Here is an 18,037-nt window from a genome sequence, read left to right as displayed (position 1 = left end):
AGCTGATTTGTATTGAACAATACCGATTTTAAGGTCATATCAATTAAAATCGCTGTATTTTAATTGATATGACTTAAATACTTTATAATCACATTCACGTCGGATTATGATCATTTAATCGATTTTTAATGACGTTTTAATAAATTGACGATATCGTCTTTCGCTTCATCTTGTTCATCATCAAAATCATCATCACTATAACCAAGCTGTTGCATCAGCTCTTCTATACGGTTTAGTTTGCTATCAAGGTATGACTGTTGCTCTTTGGTTAATTTACTATCACTTTCGACTAAATCAAGTAGTTGCTCTAATTTTGCATCATTTTCTAATTGTTCTAACTCTTCTTGAGGGGATAAGCGTTTTTTTATTGGTTTTGACTCTTTGACTAAAACAGGTTTGCTTGTTGCATCATCCGCAACTAAGGCAATTGGCTTTTTACTACCAATTCGCGGATCTTTAATGGTATTGGATGATTTTTTATGTTGATTATTATCTTGACCATTAAAACGTGAACCGCTCGGTAAACCTTTATGTTTACGTTTGCGTTTCAGTTCACGCGACTCTTCATTTATTTCTTGACGGCTTTTTTTGGGTTTTAGCTTCGATTTAGTTTTTAACATATAATCTCAATTTTATATTCAAGTTAAATTTTACGTTTATATTTTATCAGTAACTCACTTAGATAGCTACGATGAAGCATCAATGCTAATTTGTGATTGTAAAAAATAAGAATTATGTATAATCTGAACCGATTATTTTTGCATTAATCATCAAAGAGAAAAGTAAAATATGAAGAATCATTTGAGTCCTTATATGCAATTTAGCCGTAAAGAGTGGGCAAGTTTGCGTAATGCGGTACCAATGACTTTAACTTCCGAAGAATTAACTTCGTTACAAGGAATTAATGAAGATTTATCGATGGATGAGGTAAGTGAAATCTATTTGCCTTTATCTCGACTACTTAATTACTATATTAGTAATAGCCTTTCTAGGCAGGTTGTGTTATCAAAATTTTTAGGTAAAAGTCAGAAAATCCCTTATATTATTGGTATCGCAGGTAGTGTGGCTGTCGGTAAAAGCACCACTGCTCGAGTATTACAGGCGCTTTTGACACGTTGGCCTGAACATCGCAAAGTTGCATTGGTGACAACCGATGGATTTTTGTATCCAAATAAATGTCTTGAACAACGTGGAATAATGAATAAAAAAGGCTTTCCACAATCTTATGATATCAAAAAATTGATTAATTTTGTTGCTGACATTAAGTCAGGGCAAAAACAGGTCAGTGCCCCTGTTTATTCGCATTTAGTTTATGACATTGTCGAAAATGAAGAAATTATTATAGACAGTCCCGACATTTTAATTCTTGAAGGATTAAATGTTTTACAAGGTTTAGTCAATTATACTCAAGCTAACAATCGGGTATTTGTTTCTGATTATGTCGATTTTTCAATATATGTCGATGCACAATTACCGTTATTACATGATTGGTATGTCAATCGATTTTTGAAATTTAGAGCTGGGGCATTTAGTGATCCTAATTCCTATTTTCACCATTATTCACAGTTGCCAGAACAAGAAGCTGTGAATATTGCTAACCGCCTTTGGCGAGAAATTAATGAATTAAATTTGATCGAAAATATTTTGCCAACACGGGAACGAGCAAGTTTGATTCTAACCAAAGGGAAAGATCATAAAGTTGATTGTATACAACTGAGAAAATAAACAATTGGGGAAATGAATATGAAAAAAGTAATAAAGTTAGTCAGTAAATTAAGTATGTTGACTTTGGTCACAACCTGCTCAATGAACAGCTTTGCGCAAAATCATCAATCTGAAGGGCTAACTTGTGAAAGCAAAAAGCAGGCTATTCAAGCCGAAATTGAACAAGCTAAAAGCCATAATAACAGCCATAAAATTAACGGGCTTGAGAAAGCGCTTGATGAAGTTAATACGCATTGTAGTAATGCCGATTTAGAGTCAAAATATAAGCAAGATATTGCCGAAAAAACGGATAAAGTTGCTGAAAGAAAAAACGAATTAGCTCAAAAGACTGAAAAATACGCTAAAAATAGTAAAAAGTTCGATCAAGAAAAAATTGATAAGTTAAAAGCAAAAGTACAAAAAGCCGAACAAGAATTAGCGGACGCTAAACAAAAACTTGCTGATTATTATCAACAAGTAACAATTAAATAGATGAATTGCTAACCTACTTATTTTTTATCTTCACGCTATCAATTTTAATATTGATAGCGTTTTTAACATCACGTTAGACAGCTATTATCCTAGACTTTTGCCATCAAAAATAGTAAGGTGTGCGCCTTACTACGTGGTTCGTGAACCTCCCACGCTAAAAAACTAAGGAAAATTTAATGAGCAAAATTACACTACTTGGCGACCAATCAGTTCGCTATCCAACAGACTATTGTCCAAATATTTTAGAAACCTTCGATAATAAACATCCTGGTAATGATTATTTTGTTAAATTTAACTGCCCGGAATTTACCAGTCTTTGTCCGATAACCGGTCAACCGGATTTTGCTACGATTTATATTTCGTATGTACCAAATATTAAGATGGTGGAGAGTAAATCACTCAAACTGTATCTATTTAGTTTTCGTAATCATGGCGATTATCATGAAGATTGCATTAATATCATCATGAAAGATCTGATTAAGTTAATGGATCCTAAATATATTGAGGTTTGGGGAAAATTTACACCGCGCGGTGGTATCTCTATCGATCCTTATGCCAATTATGGTAAAGCTGGCACCAATTGGGAGCAGATAGCGATGAACCGTTTGGCTAATCACGATCTTTATCCTGAAAAAGTTGATAATCGCTAATTTTTGTCGAAAAAATCAAATCGGAACAGTTAAAAATGCAAAATCGTAAAGCACTAGTGATATTTTCTGGTGGGCAAGATTCTACCACCTGTTTACTGCAAGCCATTGCAGATTATGGACGTGAAAACGTCGAAACCATTAGTTTTCAATATGGTCAACGACATGCCATTGAACTTGAAAAAGCGAAATGGATTGCTGACGATCTTGGTGTGAAACAAACCGTCATCGACACTTCAGTGATCAAACAAACGACCAATAATGCGTTGATTGATGACGCGCAGGAAATTAAAGCTGCCAAAGATGGGGATTATCCTAATACCTTTGTTGATGGGCGCAATATGCTATTTTTATTGTTAGCAGGCTGTTATGCCAAACAACAAGGTATTAAAGATATTATTATTGGCGTATGTGAAACTGATTTTAGTGGTTATCCGGACTGTCGAGATATCTTTATCAAATCGATGAATGTGTCAATGAATTTAGCTATGGATTACGCTTTTAATATTAAAACGCCTTTAATGTATCTTACCAAAGTGCAAACATGGGAAATGGCCGATAAGCTGGGTTATTTGGATTATATCCGAAACCATACCCATACTTGCTATTATGGCGTAGAGGGTGGATGCGGTAAGTGTCCTAGCTGCATTCTTCGCGAGAAAGGTTTAAACCAATACCTTAATCATTCAAATTAATTGTCATACTGGGTTCACTCACCCCATAAAAAAGGAAAATTTATGTATCTGAACACGCATTCAGAGCAAACAAGCAAATTTACTCACACGCAACAAATGAAAGCCCTTGGCTGGCTTTCGTTTTTTCATATTTTGGTTATTGCTTCAAGTAATTATTTGGTGCAAATCCCGTTTGATATCTTCGGGTTTCATACCACTTGGGGGGCTTTTACCTTTCCATTTATCTTTCTGACTACCGATTTAACCATTCGGGTATTTGGTGCTAGTCTTGCCAGAAAAATTATCTTTGTTGTTATGATACCGGCATTACTGTTCTCTTATTCCATTTCGGTTGTATTTTTTGAAGGGCATTGGATGGGATTTTCAGCTTTGTCTGATTTTAACAGTTTTGTTTTCCGTATTGCCTTAGCCAGTTTTGCCGCTTATTTAGTTGGGCAATTGATGGATATTACTGTGTTTAATTATTTACGTAAAAATAGAGCATGGTGGGTAGCACCTTCGGCATCAGCTGTATTAGGTAATGGTATTGATACGATTGTCTTTTTTGCGATCGCATTTTATAAAACGAGCGATGAGTTTATGGCAACGCATTGGGTTGAAATTGCCGCTATCGATTATAGTTTTAAAATTATTATCTGTGGCTTATTCTTTTTACCGCTTTATGGCATTATTTTGAACTTTATCTTAAAAAAATTAATTATCAAAACATCGTAAATCAGCTATTAATTATCGAATAATATTAGAAAATATAGATATTTAGAGCTTATTGGCCTCATGATAAGTTCTAAATGTCATAATCCTCCTTCAATAACCTCGTTCTGCCAATTTTTTTACTAATTTAAAAAATTTATTTATCTCAAGATCGGCTAAAAATCTTGATAAAGATTCTTTGCTAATGTTTATGCAATAGGACATAATATTGACAATAAAATAACAAGTATATTTACCTGTAATAGTAAGGATTAGATGAAAAAATGAGATTGATAAAACAGTTGGCTGTGTTAGGTTTGTTTTTGACGTTATGTGCTTGTGACGATCAAAAAGAGAAAACTGTCGATTTAGAAAGTACTAATAAAACGGAATTAATTACAGATAATACTACGCATAATTCGAATGGTAATTCGCAATCTCATAGTTCGTTTAATCCAACACCTGAATTAATTGAAAAATATAAAGGTAAAAGCCTAAAAGTTATCGATAGTTCAGAAGTTATTATTGATGGTACAAGTACTTTAGTTGTGACGTTTTCTGTTCCTATCAATCCAAAATTGAATTTTTCAAATTTATTGAGATTGGTTGACAAAGAGAGTGGTGTGGTTGATGGCGCTTGGGAGTTGTCTGATAATGGCCTTGAATTAAAACTTCGTTATCTTCAACCAGATCGTAAATTAGTTTTAACTATTGATAAAATGTTATCAGCTATTAATGATAGTCATTTACCCGAAGTTTATCAAACCGAGATAACCACTCAAGACCGTAAGCCAACAGTCGGCTTTGCAAGTACTGGATTATTATTACCAAGTAAATCGATGAGTGGGTTACCTATTACCACGCTCAATGTTGACAAAGTTGATATAAACTTTTTCAAAATTAAGCCAGAAAAATTATCCAGTTTGATCGATAATTATGGCTTTATTAATATGTTATCCATTTGGCGTTCGCAAGAAATGAGCGAATTTACTGACTTAGTTTATTCCTCAAGATTTGATCTTAATCCTAAACCGAATGCTCAAGAAACCATTATCGTTAACCTTTCTAACATTACTAAACTCAATCAAGAAGGGGTTTATATTGCGGTAATTAATCAAGCAGGAACTTATAATGAATATAACTCAGCAACAATATTTTCAATAAGTAATATTGGGGTTTCACTTCATCACTATAAAAATGGTAAATTAGCGGTAATGGCTCATGGTTTAGATAACGGTAAACCACTGGCCAATATTAATTTATCACTGCTATGCCAAACCGAAAATAGTAACAAAACATGTAAAAACCTGACAGCAACAACAGATAAAGATGGTTATGCTGAATTTACCAAAACAAAAAGCTCTGCCTATAACATATTGACGGCTACTGATGGCCAGCAAACCTCATTTGTGACGATTGATCGAAACGCACTCAATTTAACGGATTTCAATCTATCTGGTACGCCGTTTTATCAAAAACAATTGTTTGTTTTTGGCCCTCGTGATCTTTATCGTCCAAAAGAAACCGTCTATTTCAATGCACTATTACGCGACGCAGATGGTCAGCCATTACCTGAACAACCCATCATCGCTGAGGTGATATCGACTAATGGTCGAGTTGTTGAAACTTTCCATTTAAAAAGTCGTGCAGATACCAATGGTTTATATCAACAACAGTTTGTTATTCCCGATGATGCCGCAACAGGTAATTGGACAATTCGTTTTAATTTAGGTGATGATAACTTTCGCCAATGGAACTTCAAAGTAGAAGAGTTTTTGCCAGAACGTATGGCAATGGAAATTCACAGTGTATCTGATGAGCCAATTCTAAAGGATGAAGATGTTTCCTTTGATATCAAAGGTTGGTATTTATATGGCGCACCTGCATCCGGTAATCGCTTAGATGCGAATCTTTATTTAAAGAAAGCCGACACTATTGCTGGATTAGCTGATTTTAAAATTGGTCCAGTTACTGATGATAATCTATATGAGGATCTAGATTCTTTAGGGTTGGAGTTAGATAACGATGGCTTAACTCAAATTGATGTGAAGAAAGTTTATTGGTCCGAAACGCAATCGCCTGTCAAAGTTGTTTTACAAGCTAGTTTGCTAGATTCTGGCGGTAGGCCGGTTACACGTTATGCAACGCAAACTATTTGGCCAGCACCTAAAATGCCGGCAATTCGAGCATTATTTGAAGACTCGCCTTATTATGATTGGAATAGCGATAATTATTTACAGCGTCCTACTGTAGACATAAATAGTAATGCTGAATTCGAAATCGCTTACGTTGATACGCATGGTGAAAAATTAGGTACAAATTCATTAAAAGCTAGACTGATTCGTGAGCGTTATAATTATTATTGGGTGTGGTCAGATGTAGATGGCTGGAGCCAAAGTTACAACTCCAAGGAGTTTGTCGTTTCGGAAGATCAGTTATCGATTGAGCCAGGCAGTACCACAAAAATAGCCTATCAACCAACCGATTATGGGTCTTACCGTGTTGAAGTTGTCGATACTAACACTCAAGTCGTAACAAGTTTTCGATTCTGGTCTGGTTATGACTGGGAGGATAATACTCAAGGTACTAAATCGGTACGTCCAGACCAAGTTAAGTTAAGTATTGATAAGCCATCTTACAATCCAGGCGATGTCGCTAAAGTTAATGTCCAAGCACCTGTCGCAGGGTCTGGCTATATTTCTCTTGAAACCAACGATGGCACCATTTGGAAAAAAGCCATTACAGTGGGTGAAGAAGGTTTAGATGTCGACATTCCTATTGAAAAATGGGGACGACATGATATTTACATTAGTGCCATGATTGTTCGCCCGTCGACGGACGCTTCAGTGCAAACTGTCAAACGCGCAATTGGTTTGCTTTATTTACCGATTGATACGGCTAATCGTCAATTAAATTTTTCAATTGATGCACCCGTACAAGTACAACCAGAAAGCGTTGTGCCGATTAAAATTAAAATGGATCCATCATCTATCCAGAAAGATAAAAAAGTGACTGTATTGGTTTCAGCAGTTGATTCTGGCGTGTTAAATATTACTGATTATGTCACCCCCGATCCTTATGCTGGGTTCTTAGGGCGTAAACGTTATAATGTCGATATTTATGATGTCTATGGCAAATTAATTGAAGCTACCGGCCGTAATGTTAACATGAGCTTCGGTGGTGATGCGATGGGCGCTGGCGGGAAAAAACCGTCAAATGACGTTCAAATTGTTGCACAACAACTCAATACCATTGAGTTAAATGACGAAGGTGAAGGTGAGATTAATTTACCTTTACCTAATTTTAATGGTGAACTACGAATAATGGCGCAAGCATGGGATGATAACCGTTTTGGTAAGGCGGATAAAAAAATGAAGGTTGCCGCGCCGGTTGTGGTTGAATTATCTACGCCGCGATTTTTATCTGGTGGTGATCGCGCTGTATTAGCGTTAGATGTGCATAATTTGACTGATAGCACACAAACTATGCAAATTGAAGTATCAACCGCGGGTTTGATTAAGCAAAATGAAGCACAAACGATATCGGTTAAACTTGATAGTAAACAAAAAGAGATTATTCAAATTCCTGTAATTGCGGATTATGGTTATGGTGCAGGTTCAGTGACGATAGCGGTCAAAGGTATTTTACTCGAAGGTAATTCAGAGGTTAACATTGAACGTTCATGGTCAATTGGCGTAAGACCAGCCTATGCTGGTACAACGCGATCTTATGTAGCAGCATTAAATGCCAATGAAAGTTGGCAATTACCAGACCAAGCATTAACGGGATTAATTGATAACACTGTTGCTGGGCAGTTGGTTATCTCTAATCAACCACCCTTGAATATTGCTCAATATATCAAAGCATTATTTGCATATCCTTACGGTTGTTTGGAACAAACAACCAGTGGTTTATTCCCATCGCTATATGCCAATAGTGAACAACTTGCAGAGTTAGGCATTCAAACCGATGCTGATGATAAACGTCGTGAAAAAGTACAATTGGGTATTTCACGTATCTTATCAATGCAACGCAGTAACGGCAGCTTCGGTTTATGGAATAGCCATAACGAAGAAGAGCATTGGTTGACTGTGTATGCAACTGACTTCTTATTGCAAGCTAAAGAACGGGGTTATCAAGTTAGTGATAAAGCGCTTGATTTAGCAATGACGCGCATAGGTCAATATATTTATGATGCATCTGCATTTAATAATCTTAATTATTATGGAGATTCGCGTAATCTTGAGTTTACTAAGTTGTCAATTAAAGCTTATGCATTAATGGTGCTAACTAAACAAAATAAAATTACCTCAGCAATGCGTAACGAGATAAATTATTTATCAGACAAAATTAATAGTGATAAATCATTTATCTATTCACCACTACCTTTAGCGCAATTAGCAGTTGCTGCAAAATTGAATGGTTATCAACCTATCTATGAACAATTAATACCATTAATTTTCAGCACGCCATATCAGTATAATAATAACTGGTTAGGTAATTACGGCAGTGAAATACGTGATAGAGCATTAATACTCTCTTTACTGTTAGATAACAATATGGCTCAAAATAATCAAGCTAGTTATTTATTTAATCTATCGGCGTTATTAAATGATAAACGCTATTTTTCAACACAAGAGCTAAACGCATTGTTTATTGCTGGTTGGTCATTAGAACAACATAGCACTGGTCATAAATTCAACGTGTCGATAAATGGTAAAGTTAATGAAGTGACTTCGGCCTTTTCACACGCTTATGATTATGATGGGTTAGCTCAAGGGTTAACGATTAATAATGTAGAATCGGGTGAACCACTTTATATTAAGTTTTCTGTTACTGGTTATTCCAAAATAGCACCAGCACCAACGTCACCTGATGATTTCTTTAATATCAGTCGACGCTATTACGATTTGCAGGGTAATAACATATCACCAACAACTTTAGAGGTTGGTTCAATGATGGTTGTAGTTCTAGATGTAACGGCTAAAAAACCGGTTAATGATGCATTGATTGTTGATTTTTTACCAGCAGGTTTAGAACTTGAAAATCAAAATCTTTCTAATAGTAGCGTAAATTTATCATCAATTCCTGCTATAGCTGATTTAATGAAAGGTGAGGATATTAGTGATATTAAATATCAAGAATATCGAGATGATAGATATGTTGCCGCCGTTAATCTGCAAACATATGTAGCGCGTGATACCTATCGTAAACGTATCGTTTATTTAGTTAGAGCGGTAACGCCAGGCGATTATATGATTCCTTATCCCTATGTTGAATCTATGTATCGTCCAGATCGTTTTGCGATAGGACAATCACCTGATTTGATGACAATTTCAAATCCGAAAAAGGAACAAAATTAATCAAATATCAATAAACTTAACTGATTATTCCGCCAAAGTATTTGGCGGAATTTTTATTTGTAAGTATATTTAGCAAGGTCACATAACAACGATAATGAAAAAACACTTCTATAAATTATTCAAATTTGTATTGATATTATTGGTTTTATTAGTCGGTAGTTTTTTGATTGCTGATTCTCTTTTTCCATTATCTATTTCCCAAAATAAAACTACGCAAACGGTTGTTGCTGAAGATGAAACACCCTTATGGCGATTTGCAGACCAAAATGGTGTTTGGCGTTATTCGGTCAACCTTGATGAAGTGCCCGACTATTATCTTGACGTTTTATTAAATTATGAAGATCGTTATTTTTACGATCATATCGGTATCAATCCGGTTTCTTTAGTTCGTGCAGCTTGGCAAAATATAGCTAATGATCGAATCATTTCCGGAGGCAGTACTCTCTCTATGCAAGTGGCGAGATTATTATATCCACATGATCGAACACTGCTCGGTAAGCTAAAACAGCTTTTTCGAACCCTGCAACTTGAATTACATTATAGTAAAAAGGAGATTTTAACTTTATATATTAATCATGCTCCTTATGGTGGCACAATAGAGGGTATTGGCGCAGCAAGCTGGTCCTATTTTGGTAAACATCCCAAAGCGTTAACAAGAAGTGAAGCTGTATTATTAGCCGTATTACCTCAAGCGCCCAGTCGATTGAGGCCTGATCGATTTCCTGAAAGAGCGAAGCAAGCTCGCGATAAAGTATTAGATAGATTGGCGCAATATAAGGTGTGGCCTAATGATTTGATCGATCAAGTCCGACGTGACGAAGTTTGGGTCTATCCACGAAAAGCACCGCAGTTGGCGCCTTTATTGGCTTATCGTCTAAAACAGAAATATCCGAATGAGGATATTATTCATTCCACTATTGATGCTTCGCTTCAATATAATTTAGAAGATTTAGCCATCAATCGAGCCTCACAACTACCGCCTAAAACATCATTGGCTATTTTGGTTGTCGATCATACTGATATGACAGTTAAAGCGTATATCGGTTCAGCTGATTTTAATGACAAAGAGCGCTTTGGCCAAGTGGATATGATTAGTGCGTTAAGATCGCCTGGCTCTACACTAAAACCCTTCATTTATGCTTTTGCCATTGATGATGGTATGATTCATTCAGAATCGTTACTCCAAGATGTTCCACGTATTACCACTGATTATCGACCCACTAATTTTGATGAGGGATTTAATGGCCCGGTTAGCGCATCGGATGCGTTAAGTAAATCATTAAACTTACCCGCGGTACAATTAATTGAGTTATATGGGCCAAAACGATTTGCCGGTAAATTGGCTGGCATCGGTTTACCGTTATCGTCCATAGCAAATGAACCGAATATCTCTTATATATTAGGTGGCGCTTCTGTAAGAATGGATAATCTTGTCAGCGCTTATAGTGCATTTGCAAGGCATGGTGAGGTGAGTCCTTTGCGCTTTACTCAACAAGCGCCATTAATTACTAAACCCCTTATTTCAGATGGTAGCGCTTGGATAACAAGACAAATGCTAATTAATAATAATTTATTAGCTTATAAAACCGGAACCAGTTATGGCTATCGTGATGCTTGGGCGATAGGTATCAATCCACGGTATTTAATTGGCGTTTGGGTAGGGCGGCCTGATGGAACACCTGTTGTGGGGCAATATGGTTCAATCTCTGCAATGCCAATTTTACAACATGTTAATTCTATTTTATTAAACCGAGAAAACCGTTTAAATCGTCCACTTATTGCTTATCCAAAACCAGAATCAGTATCATCTATAAAAATTTGTTGGCCATTAGGGCAACCGCTTCCTGAGTCAGATGCAAACTGTCACCGCCAAAAAACAGCATGGGTATTGAATAATATGGTTCCACCAACATTAAGCACCTATAGTGAGTTAAAAAATAATATTTATCGTTCTGGTTCGATAACGATTTGGGTTAATGAACAAGGTGAGCGTGTCGCGGCGGATTGCCCTGGCGCGCAAAAAAAACAAGTCGCGCTATGGCCAGTATCCTTAGAAAACTTTCTATTAACCAAAGAGAAAAGACGGGCTTTATTGCCACCAATTGATAAACGTTGTCCGGTAATGGGGCAAGATGTTTTTATGTCACTCAATATTGTTGGACTAAATGATAAACAATTGCTTAGGGCATTGCCCGGCAACAATCAAGTCACCGTTGATTTAACACCAGAGGGGGGATATGGAGAAAAATGGTGGTTTTTAGATGGCAATCTTATTGCACATTCGTTGGATAGTGATAAAGTTGCAGTCACTTTATCACAAAAAGGTGAACACTTTTTATTATTGTTAGATGAAAGTGGTCAAATTGCACGTGTCAAATTTAGCTTCAATTAATGAGGATTAACTTATGGCTATAGAACGAACTTTATCAATTATCAAGCCAAATGCAGTTCGTAAACAGATAATTGGTGAGATTGAAACGCGTATATCACAAGCAAAATTGAATATCATTGCATTAAAAATGTTGAAATTAACACAAGAACAAGCGGCGGGCTTTTATGCTGAACATCAAGGTAAACCGTTTTTTGACAATTTAGTAAAATTTATGACATCTGGTGCAATTGTTGTGCAAGTGCTTGAAGGTGAAAATGCAATTAAACGTTATCGTGAATTGATGGGGCCAACCGATTTATCTAAAGCGGCTGCGGGCACGTTGCGAGCAGATTTTGCTGACAGTGTGACTGAAAATGCAGTACATGGTTCGGATTCAGCAGCATCAGCCGAAAGAGAGATTGCTTACTTTTTTGTCGAAAATGAAATAATAGGAAGCTAAAGCGATTTATAAAATGAAGATGTTATGCGAGTTAGCAACAACATATTGTACAAACAGACATCTAAAAATATTTATGATTAATCATCTACACTATACGTCACCTTTCAATTTACATGAAAGATAAGTTTAATAAAATATATATAATTAATGCCGGCGCAAATATAGTAAATAGGGGATAATTTTTTACTGAAGCTAATACTACAAATAAAGTTTTTTCATTGGTGATCTTTTATTAGTGGAATAGACTATTTTGCAATATGTAATTTAAATGTTTGATTTTTAAGAGCTTGTACGGATTCTATATCAAGATGATTATCAGTAATAATGTCAGTAAAGCGGTTTAGTGGTATAGACGTAAATAAAGAGTAAGAATTATATTTACTACTATCTGCAGCAAGAACAACTTTATCTGCTTTTTCAGCAAAGCTGGCTTTAATTAGTGCTTTATCTTCAGTTGGTGCTGTTACACCTTTACTTAGGCTCCAAGAGTTACAACTAACAAAGGATATATCAGGATTAATTTGTAATAACAAGGAGCGACCATGTTCACCGATGCAAGATTGGCTACTGTCATCAATTTTGCCACCAATTATTGTGACTTCAATTTGTTTAAATTCAGACAAAAATAGCGCAATATGTAAGTCAGATGTAATGACCCTAACTGGCATTTGCGTAATTCTTTTTGCTATTTCTAATGTCGTTGTTCCGGCATCAAGAGCGATTGAGTCACCAGGTTTTATTAGCTTTGCAGCTACATCTGCTATAAGTTGTTTTTCGTTAAAATTTTTATGGATTTTTTCAAAAGTAGTTGGTTGACTAGGAATAAAACGGTTTAGTGTTACGCCCCCATGTGTTCGACTAATGACACCTTGTTGATCTAATTTGATTAAATCGCGTCGAATAGTAGCAGGAGAGGCTTCAGTTGCGATAACTAACTCTTCGACTGTCACCAGATTATGAATTTTTAAGTAGTCCATGATTTGCTCAAGTCGATTGTATTTTCCCACTGAAAATTTCTCCTTCTATTTTTTACTTAGATAACAGTTCCGCTAATCGAATCGATTCTATCATACTATCTGGTTTTGCAACACCTTGCCAAGCAATATCATAGGCGGTTCCGTGGTCAGCGGATGTGCGAATGAACGGTAAACCAGCGGCAATATTTACACCATCATAAAATCCTAATAACTTAAGTGGAATATGACCTTGATCGTGATACATGGCAACGACCATATCAAATTTGCCTTGATGTGCTTGTAAAAATACGGTATCTGGAGCACAGGGGCCAATGGCATCAATTCCACATTGACGCATTTTTTCGATAGCGGGCGTAACAATTTTAATCTCTTCATCACCAAATAAACCATGCTCACCAGCATGAGGATTAACGCCTGCAACGGCAATTTTAGGGTGTTTAATCCCAATTTTTGTAAGGAAATCATTAGCAATTTTAATGACTTTTTCAATACGTTCACTACTTAAGGTATCTAAAAATTTACGTAATGAAATATGAGTTGTGACATGGATGACTTTAAGTGAATCGGTGTAAAGCACCATTGCTACATCTTTGCTATCGGTTAATTTTGCTAATAATTCGGTGTGTCCTGGATACATATGCCCAGCAGAATGTAAGGCCTCTTTATTAAGTGGTGCAGTCGCAATACTTGATACTTCACCATTCAAAGCAAGTTCTGTCGCCTTTTTTACGCAACGATAAGCCAAATCACCAGCTTGGGGTTGAATGATTCCAGGTTTTAAAGTATCAATATCGTCCAATTTAATATCAATAACATTAATAATATTAGGTTGAAAAATTGCATTACTAACCTGTTCAATTACATTAATTTTTACATTAGTAAATAATCCCATTTTTAATTGTTTTTTTAGGACATCCGCAGAACCGACTACAACAGAATGTATATTTTTAAGTACTTCTGATTGTAAAGCTTTTACAATAATTTCTGGTCCAATACCAGCTGGATCGCCCATTGTTATCGCTACGATCTTTGACATCGTATTTCTCCTTTAAATAAATTCTAATGTTCTTAAAAATATATCGTTCGAACCAAAGCCTCCAGCTTTGGTAAATACTCGATATGACAAAAGCTTGTTACTGATTAATTGACCATAAGGTACACCTAGGCTTACTTGCCCTTCAATTCTAAAGCCTATTGCCCCTAAAGACTTGGCTACAGCTATAGCCACATCGCCGCCAGTCAAAAATAGATTTTCAAACTGTAGTTGCTTGACTAATAGACCTAAAGATTGACAAATTTGTTCACCAAGTTGTTCTCGAGTTAAGTTATATTCTTGACAATAATCTTCAACTTTATAACGTTCAGCGATATTAGAACTGGTTCTGACTATGCAATGTTTTTGACAATCTAGTTGTGATTGAATCTCTTTGGCCAATTGGGATAATTTAGATAGTGATATATTGGATAATAAATCTGCAACATTAATATCAAAAATTATCAGATTATCTTTATGTTTAGCTGTATAGTTTATTTGTTGTTGTGTTTTTTCACTCATTGACCCCGCTATGACTAACAATGGATGAGTGCTGCTTTTTAGTTTAGTTGACCTTTTTTCATGATGATGTATAGGCAAAAAATCAATCAGCCCAGCCGATCCAACTAATAAAAGCTTATCTTGTAATGGTAAAATTTGTTCAACAATATGTTGTAAATCATCATTTGTTTCAGCATCAATAACGATTATTTTTTTTTCGTTATTGATCGCATTTTCAATATGTTGTTTTAAAACACCACTTCTTACTTTGTCTAAATAGATCTCGTCACATGAGTGATTGGTTTGTTGTTCAATACAAGCTTTTATGTTTGATGAGTAAATAGGCGTTTTAGGATCACTTGCAAATTCGGTTTTAACTAACTCGATTCCATTTATGTAACAATTGCCATTTATTGTCGTACGATTCATATTGGGAAATGCGGGTATAACCAGTGCAACTTTATTTTTAATATTATCCAGTAGTGCGGCTATTTCAGTACCAATATTTCCCCGTAAAGTAGAATCAATTTTTTTATAAATCTGTTTTAAATTAGGATTATTTGTTATAACAGTTTGTATTCTTTTTTTTGCTTCTTCATTTGATACGGCTCGACTTTCAGTATTCACGACCATAACTTCGTGATTGTCGTTTTTAATTTCTTGAATACCATATTTTTTCGATAAGTTGGCTTTTTCCCAATCGAAAACTACATTAACTACTAATCCTTTATTTACTAATTGTACACCTGCGTCGTTAGAACCAGTGAAGTCATCAGCAATAATTAATTTAATCATTAAGATCCCTTGATCATAAATAATTCCTTTTATTCTGTTGATTATACATATTCTTGATTAAAAATAATAGTCAATATGATTAAAAAAAATCAAAATAATCATAATGTGATCTTTGTCATATTTTTTTACATTTTTCTTGCTCATAATTCAAACATAAATTAATATTTAATGATTAAATTAGATCAATTTGATTTATAGTTTTCATTTTTTGGGGTGGGGATAATTATGCATATAAATAGCACAATTCTTAGTGGGCAAGGAGTTTTAAAAGATCTCTATTTTTTATTGAAAGATCGTAAACATGTTCTGTTTATAACAGATCAAAATATTATTAATTTATCCGTAACAAAAGAACTTATCAAAAAAGTGCAAGAAAATGTCGCTTTAGTAACCATAGTTGATGATATCCCACCAGAACCAAGTCATCATGATGTCACTAATTTATTAAATAAAATGAAAGTTTCTAATGCAGATCTTGTAATTGGTGTCGGTGGTGGAAGTGTACTTGATGTGGCTAAATTGATTTCTGTTTTATGTATCAAAGATTCAAACATTACACTTGAACAGTTATTAGATGGGCAAAAACCAACTAGGCGTTGTACTTCTATATTGATTCCCACTACAGCTGGAACAGGTTCGGAAGCAACTCCTAATGCTATTTTAGCTATTCCAGAAAAAGATACAAAACAAGGGATAATTTCTCCTGTTATGTTACCTGATTATGTCTGTTTAGTACCTGAATTAACAACGTCAATGCCAAATCATATTGCTGCCTCAACAGGTATAGATGCATTATGCCATCTAATAGAGTGCTTTACAGCCAATATTTCTAATCCTATAGGTGACAATTATGCCTTAATCGGTATGCAAAAATTATTTAATTCTCTCGAAAAATCAGTTAATGATAAAACCAATATAGAAACAAAACTGAATATGTTATGGGCGTCTTATTATGGTGGAGCTGCGATTGCTCATGCAGGTACTCATTTAGTTCATGCAATGTCTTACCCACTTGGCGGTAAATACCATATTCCTCATGGTGTTGCTAATGCCATTTTACTTGTTCCTTGTATGGAATTTGTTCGTGATGCAGTAGTTGATAAATTCGCTCAAGCTTATGATCTTTTACCTGATGCCGTTCTAACCTTAACAGCAGAAGAAAAATCACATGCTTTAGTTAACTACTTTAGAGAACTAGTAAAACGCTTAGCATTGCCTTGCAAATTACAGGAACTCAATATCTCATCAGACGATCTACATTATCTAGTTGATGCAGCTCTTGATGTGAAACGTTTAATGAATAACGTACCAAAGCAAGTTTCCAAACAAGATGTATTAGCTATTTATCGATCGCTTTTATAAAAAACTTGGTTAGCAGGAGTAAATATAATGAGAAAAAAAATAGAAGGAATTTTAACCGCTATTGTTACCACCTTTGATGACAATGGTGATTTTTGTCCAAAACGGATGCGTAAACAAGTCCAACGTCAACTAACAAATGGAAACAGTGTTTTTTGCAATGGTACTAATGGTGAGTTTTTTGTATTAAGTACTCAAGAAAAAATTAAAGTGACTGAAGTTTGTGTTGATGAAGTAGCAGGGAGATCGCCTGTTATGGCTCATATTGGAGAAATCTCGACACGTGAAACAATCAAATTAGGTAAAGAGATTGAGAAATTAGGCGTTGATGCGGTATCAGTCATAGCACCTTATTTTATACCCGTTAAACAAGAGGAGCTAATTTATCACTATACGGCTATTGCTGACGCTCTTACTGTTCCAGTCTTTTTATACAATATCCCCGCAAGAACCGGTAACACAATTCAACCAGAAACCGCTGCCAAACTAGCTGAACATCCTAATATTTTAGGGATTAAAGATAGTGCAGGTAGTGCAGAAAGCTTACAAGCATTCCTAGATGTCGCTAATAAAATTGATGGTTTTGATGTATTAACAGGGCCAGATTCGCTTATTTATCAGGGTTTTATTGGTGGTGCAGTTGGATCAATTTCAGGGTTAGCAAATGTTGCACCAGGTTATATTAATGCCATCTGGAAAAATTTTAAAAAAGGTGATCTGGCTAAATCTAAAGCAGCTCAAGATGCGGTTGGGGATTTAAGAAAAAATTTGTATGCAACAGTATTTTCACCAGCAGCTGTTAAGAAAGCATTAACTTTAATGGGCGAAGATGTTGGTGTAAGTCGTTATCCAATTTTGTTCACGGGTGAACATATAGCCACAATTAAAAATATTATTAAAGAATTATAACAAATACTTAGTTTGTAATTATATTAAACATGAAAGGTGAT

The 18,037-nt window shown here is 35.3% G+C and carries 14 protein-coding genes and 1 riboswitch; of the genes, 10 read left to right on the top strand and 4 right to left on the bottom strand.

Going from position 1 to position 18,037, the window contains the following annotated elements; translation table 11 throughout:
* Positions 1–125: 125 nt before the first annotated feature.
* Positions 126–620, bottom strand: a complete 495-nt coding sequence (yihI, locus tag J3U57_RS03125; RefSeq protein ID WP_267343827.1) for a Der GTPase-activating protein YihI — start codon at positions 618–620, stop codon at positions 126–128.
* Positions 621–789: 169 nt separating this feature from the next.
* Here yihI and coaA point away from each other — a divergent pair, with 169 nt between their 5' ends.
* The 8 genes from coaA (at position 790) to ndk (ending at position 12,422) form a co-directional block, all read left to right on the top strand.
* The gene (gene coaA / locus J3U57_RS03120) at positions 790–1,725 is read left to right on the top strand and encodes a type I pantothenate kinase (protein ID WP_267333102.1); all 936 of its coding nucleotides are present in this window, start codon (positions 790–792) and stop codon (positions 1,723–1,725) included.
* 18 nt (positions 1,726–1,743) lie between these two features.
* The gene (locus tag J3U57_RS03115) at positions 1,744–2,196 is read left to right on the top strand and encodes a DUF1090 domain-containing protein (protein WP_267343828.1); all 453 of its coding nucleotides are present in this window, start codon (positions 1,744–1,746) and stop codon (positions 2,194–2,196) included.
* A gap of 127 nt (positions 2,197–2,323) precedes the next feature.
* A riboswitch (PreQ1 riboswitch) is annotated at positions 2,324–2,368 on the top strand.
* Positions 2,369–2,372: 4 nt separating this feature from the next.
* Positions 2,373–2,846 (top strand): preQ(1) synthase, encoded by a 474-nt coding sequence (gene queF / locus J3U57_RS03110; RefSeq protein WP_065633549.1) that lies wholly within the window; start codon positions 2,373–2,375, stop codon positions 2,844–2,846.
* Between the two features lie 14 nt (positions 2,847–2,860).
* Positions 2,861–3,538 (top strand): 7-cyano-7-deazaguanine synthase QueC, encoded by a 678-nt coding sequence (gene queC, locus J3U57_RS03105; protein WP_267343904.1) that lies wholly within the window; start codon positions 2,861–2,863, stop codon positions 3,536–3,538.
* A 42-nt stretch (positions 3,539–3,580) separates the two neighbouring features.
* Positions 3,581–4,252 (top strand): 7-cyano-7-deazaguanine/7-aminomethyl-7-deazaguanine transporter, encoded by a 672-nt coding sequence (locus J3U57_RS03100; RefSeq protein ID WP_267333100.1) that lies wholly within the window; start codon positions 3,581–3,583, stop codon positions 4,250–4,252.
* 260 nt (positions 4,253–4,512) lie between these two features.
* Complete coding sequence (locus J3U57_RS03095) at positions 4,513–9,591, top strand: alpha-2-macroglobulin family protein (protein WP_267343829.1); 5,079 nt, start codon at positions 4,513–4,515, stop codon at positions 9,589–9,591.
* A 94-nt stretch (positions 9,592–9,685) separates the two neighbouring features.
* The gene (pbpC, locus tag J3U57_RS03090; protein ID WP_267343830.1) at positions 9,686–11,983 is read left to right on the top strand and encodes a penicillin-binding protein 1C; all 2,298 of its coding nucleotides are present in this window, start codon (positions 9,686–9,688) and stop codon (positions 11,981–11,983) included.
* A 13-nt stretch (positions 11,984–11,996) separates the two neighbouring features.
* The gene (ndk, locus tag J3U57_RS03085; protein ID WP_267343831.1) at positions 11,997–12,422 is read left to right on the top strand and encodes a nucleoside-diphosphate kinase; all 426 of its coding nucleotides are present in this window, start codon (positions 11,997–11,999) and stop codon (positions 12,420–12,422) included.
* A 245-nt stretch (positions 12,423–12,667) separates the two neighbouring features.
* Here ndk and J3U57_RS03080 read toward each other — a convergent pair whose 3' ends face one another.
* From J3U57_RS03080 to dtnK, 3 genes are read right to left on the bottom strand one after another with little or no spacing between them, the layout of a single operon-like run.
* Positions 12,668–13,429, bottom strand: a complete 762-nt coding sequence (locus tag J3U57_RS03080) for a DeoR/GlpR family DNA-binding transcription regulator (RefSeq protein ID WP_267343832.1) — start codon at positions 13,427–13,429, stop codon at positions 12,668–12,670.
* Between the two features lie 22 nt (positions 13,430–13,451).
* Positions 13,452–14,435 carry a 4-hydroxythreonine-4-phosphate dehydrogenase PdxA gene (pdxA, locus tag J3U57_RS03075; protein ID WP_267343833.1) on the bottom strand — a complete coding sequence of 328 codons (984 nt, stop codon included), beginning with the start codon at positions 14,433–14,435 and terminating at the stop codon, positions 13,452–13,454.
* A 12-nt stretch (positions 14,436–14,447) separates the two neighbouring features.
* Entirely contained in the window at positions 14,448–15,728 is a 1,281-nt protein-coding gene (gene dtnK, locus J3U57_RS03070) for a D-threonate kinase (RefSeq protein WP_267343834.1), read from the bottom strand.
* A 225-nt stretch (positions 15,729–15,953) separates the two neighbouring features.
* Between dtnK and J3U57_RS03065 the strand changes: the two genes are divergently transcribed.
* Together J3U57_RS03065 and J3U57_RS03060 are read left to right on the top strand one after the other, a co-directional pair.
* Positions 15,954–17,090, top strand: coding sequence for an iron-containing alcohol dehydrogenase (locus tag J3U57_RS03065; protein ID WP_267343835.1), 1,137 nt, complete (start codon positions 15,954–15,956; stop codon positions 17,088–17,090).
* Positions 17,091–17,117: 27 nt separating this feature from the next.
* A complete protein-coding gene (locus tag J3U57_RS03060; RefSeq protein WP_267343836.1) occupies positions 17,118–17,996 on the top strand; it encodes a dihydrodipicolinate synthase family protein in 879 nt (292 codons plus the stop codon).
* The last annotated feature ends 41 nt before the right edge of the window (positions 17,997–18,037 follow it).

The sequence above is a fragment of the Gilliamella sp. B3464 genome (assembly GCF_026536145.1).
Lineage (GTDB): Bacteria > Pseudomonadota > Gammaproteobacteria > Enterobacterales > Orbaceae > Gilliamella.
The sequence above is the reverse complement of the archived record's forward strand: the minus strand, read 5'-3'. Positions and strand labels throughout refer to the sequence as shown.

Coding starts and splice junctions, on each gene's coding strand:
- yihI (WP_267343827.1), bottom strand. CDS start 620: ATGTTAAAAACTAAATCGAAGCTAAAACCCAAAAAAAGCCGTCAAGAA.
- coaA (WP_267333102.1), top strand. CDS start 790: ATGAAGAATCATTTGAGTCCTTATATGCAATTTAGCCGTAAAGAGTGG.
- J3U57_RS03115 (WP_267343828.1), top strand. CDS start 1,744: ATGAAAAAAGTAATAAAGTTAGTCAGTAAATTAAGTATGTTGACTTTG.
- queF (WP_065633549.1), top strand. CDS start 2,373: ATGAGCAAAATTACACTACTTGGCGACCAATCAGTTCGCTATCCAACA.
- J3U57_RS03100 (WP_267333100.1), top strand. CDS start 3,581: ATGTATCTGAACACGCATTCAGAGCAAACAAGCAAATTTACTCACACG.
- J3U57_RS03095 (WP_267343829.1), top strand. CDS start 4,513: ATGAGATTGATAAAACAGTTGGCTGTGTTAGGTTTGTTTTTGACGTTA.
- pbpC (WP_267343830.1), top strand. CDS start 9,686: ATGAAAAAACACTTCTATAAATTATTCAAATTTGTATTGATATTATTG.
- ndk (WP_267343831.1), top strand. CDS start 11,997: ATGGCTATAGAACGAACTTTATCAATTATCAAGCCAAATGCAGTTCGT.
- pdxA (WP_267343833.1), bottom strand. CDS start 14,435: ATGTCAAAGATCGTAGCGATAACAATGGGCGATCCAGCTGGTATTGGA.
- dtnK (WP_267343834.1), bottom strand. CDS start 15,728: ATGATTAAATTAATTATTGCTGATGACTTCACTGGTTCTAACGACGCA.
- J3U57_RS03065 (WP_267343835.1), top strand. CDS start 15,954: ATGCATATAAATAGCACAATTCTTAGTGGGCAAGGAGTTTTAAAAGAT.
- J3U57_RS03060 (WP_267343836.1), top strand. CDS start 17,118: ATGAGAAAAAAAATAGAAGGAATTTTAACCGCTATTGTTACCACCTTT.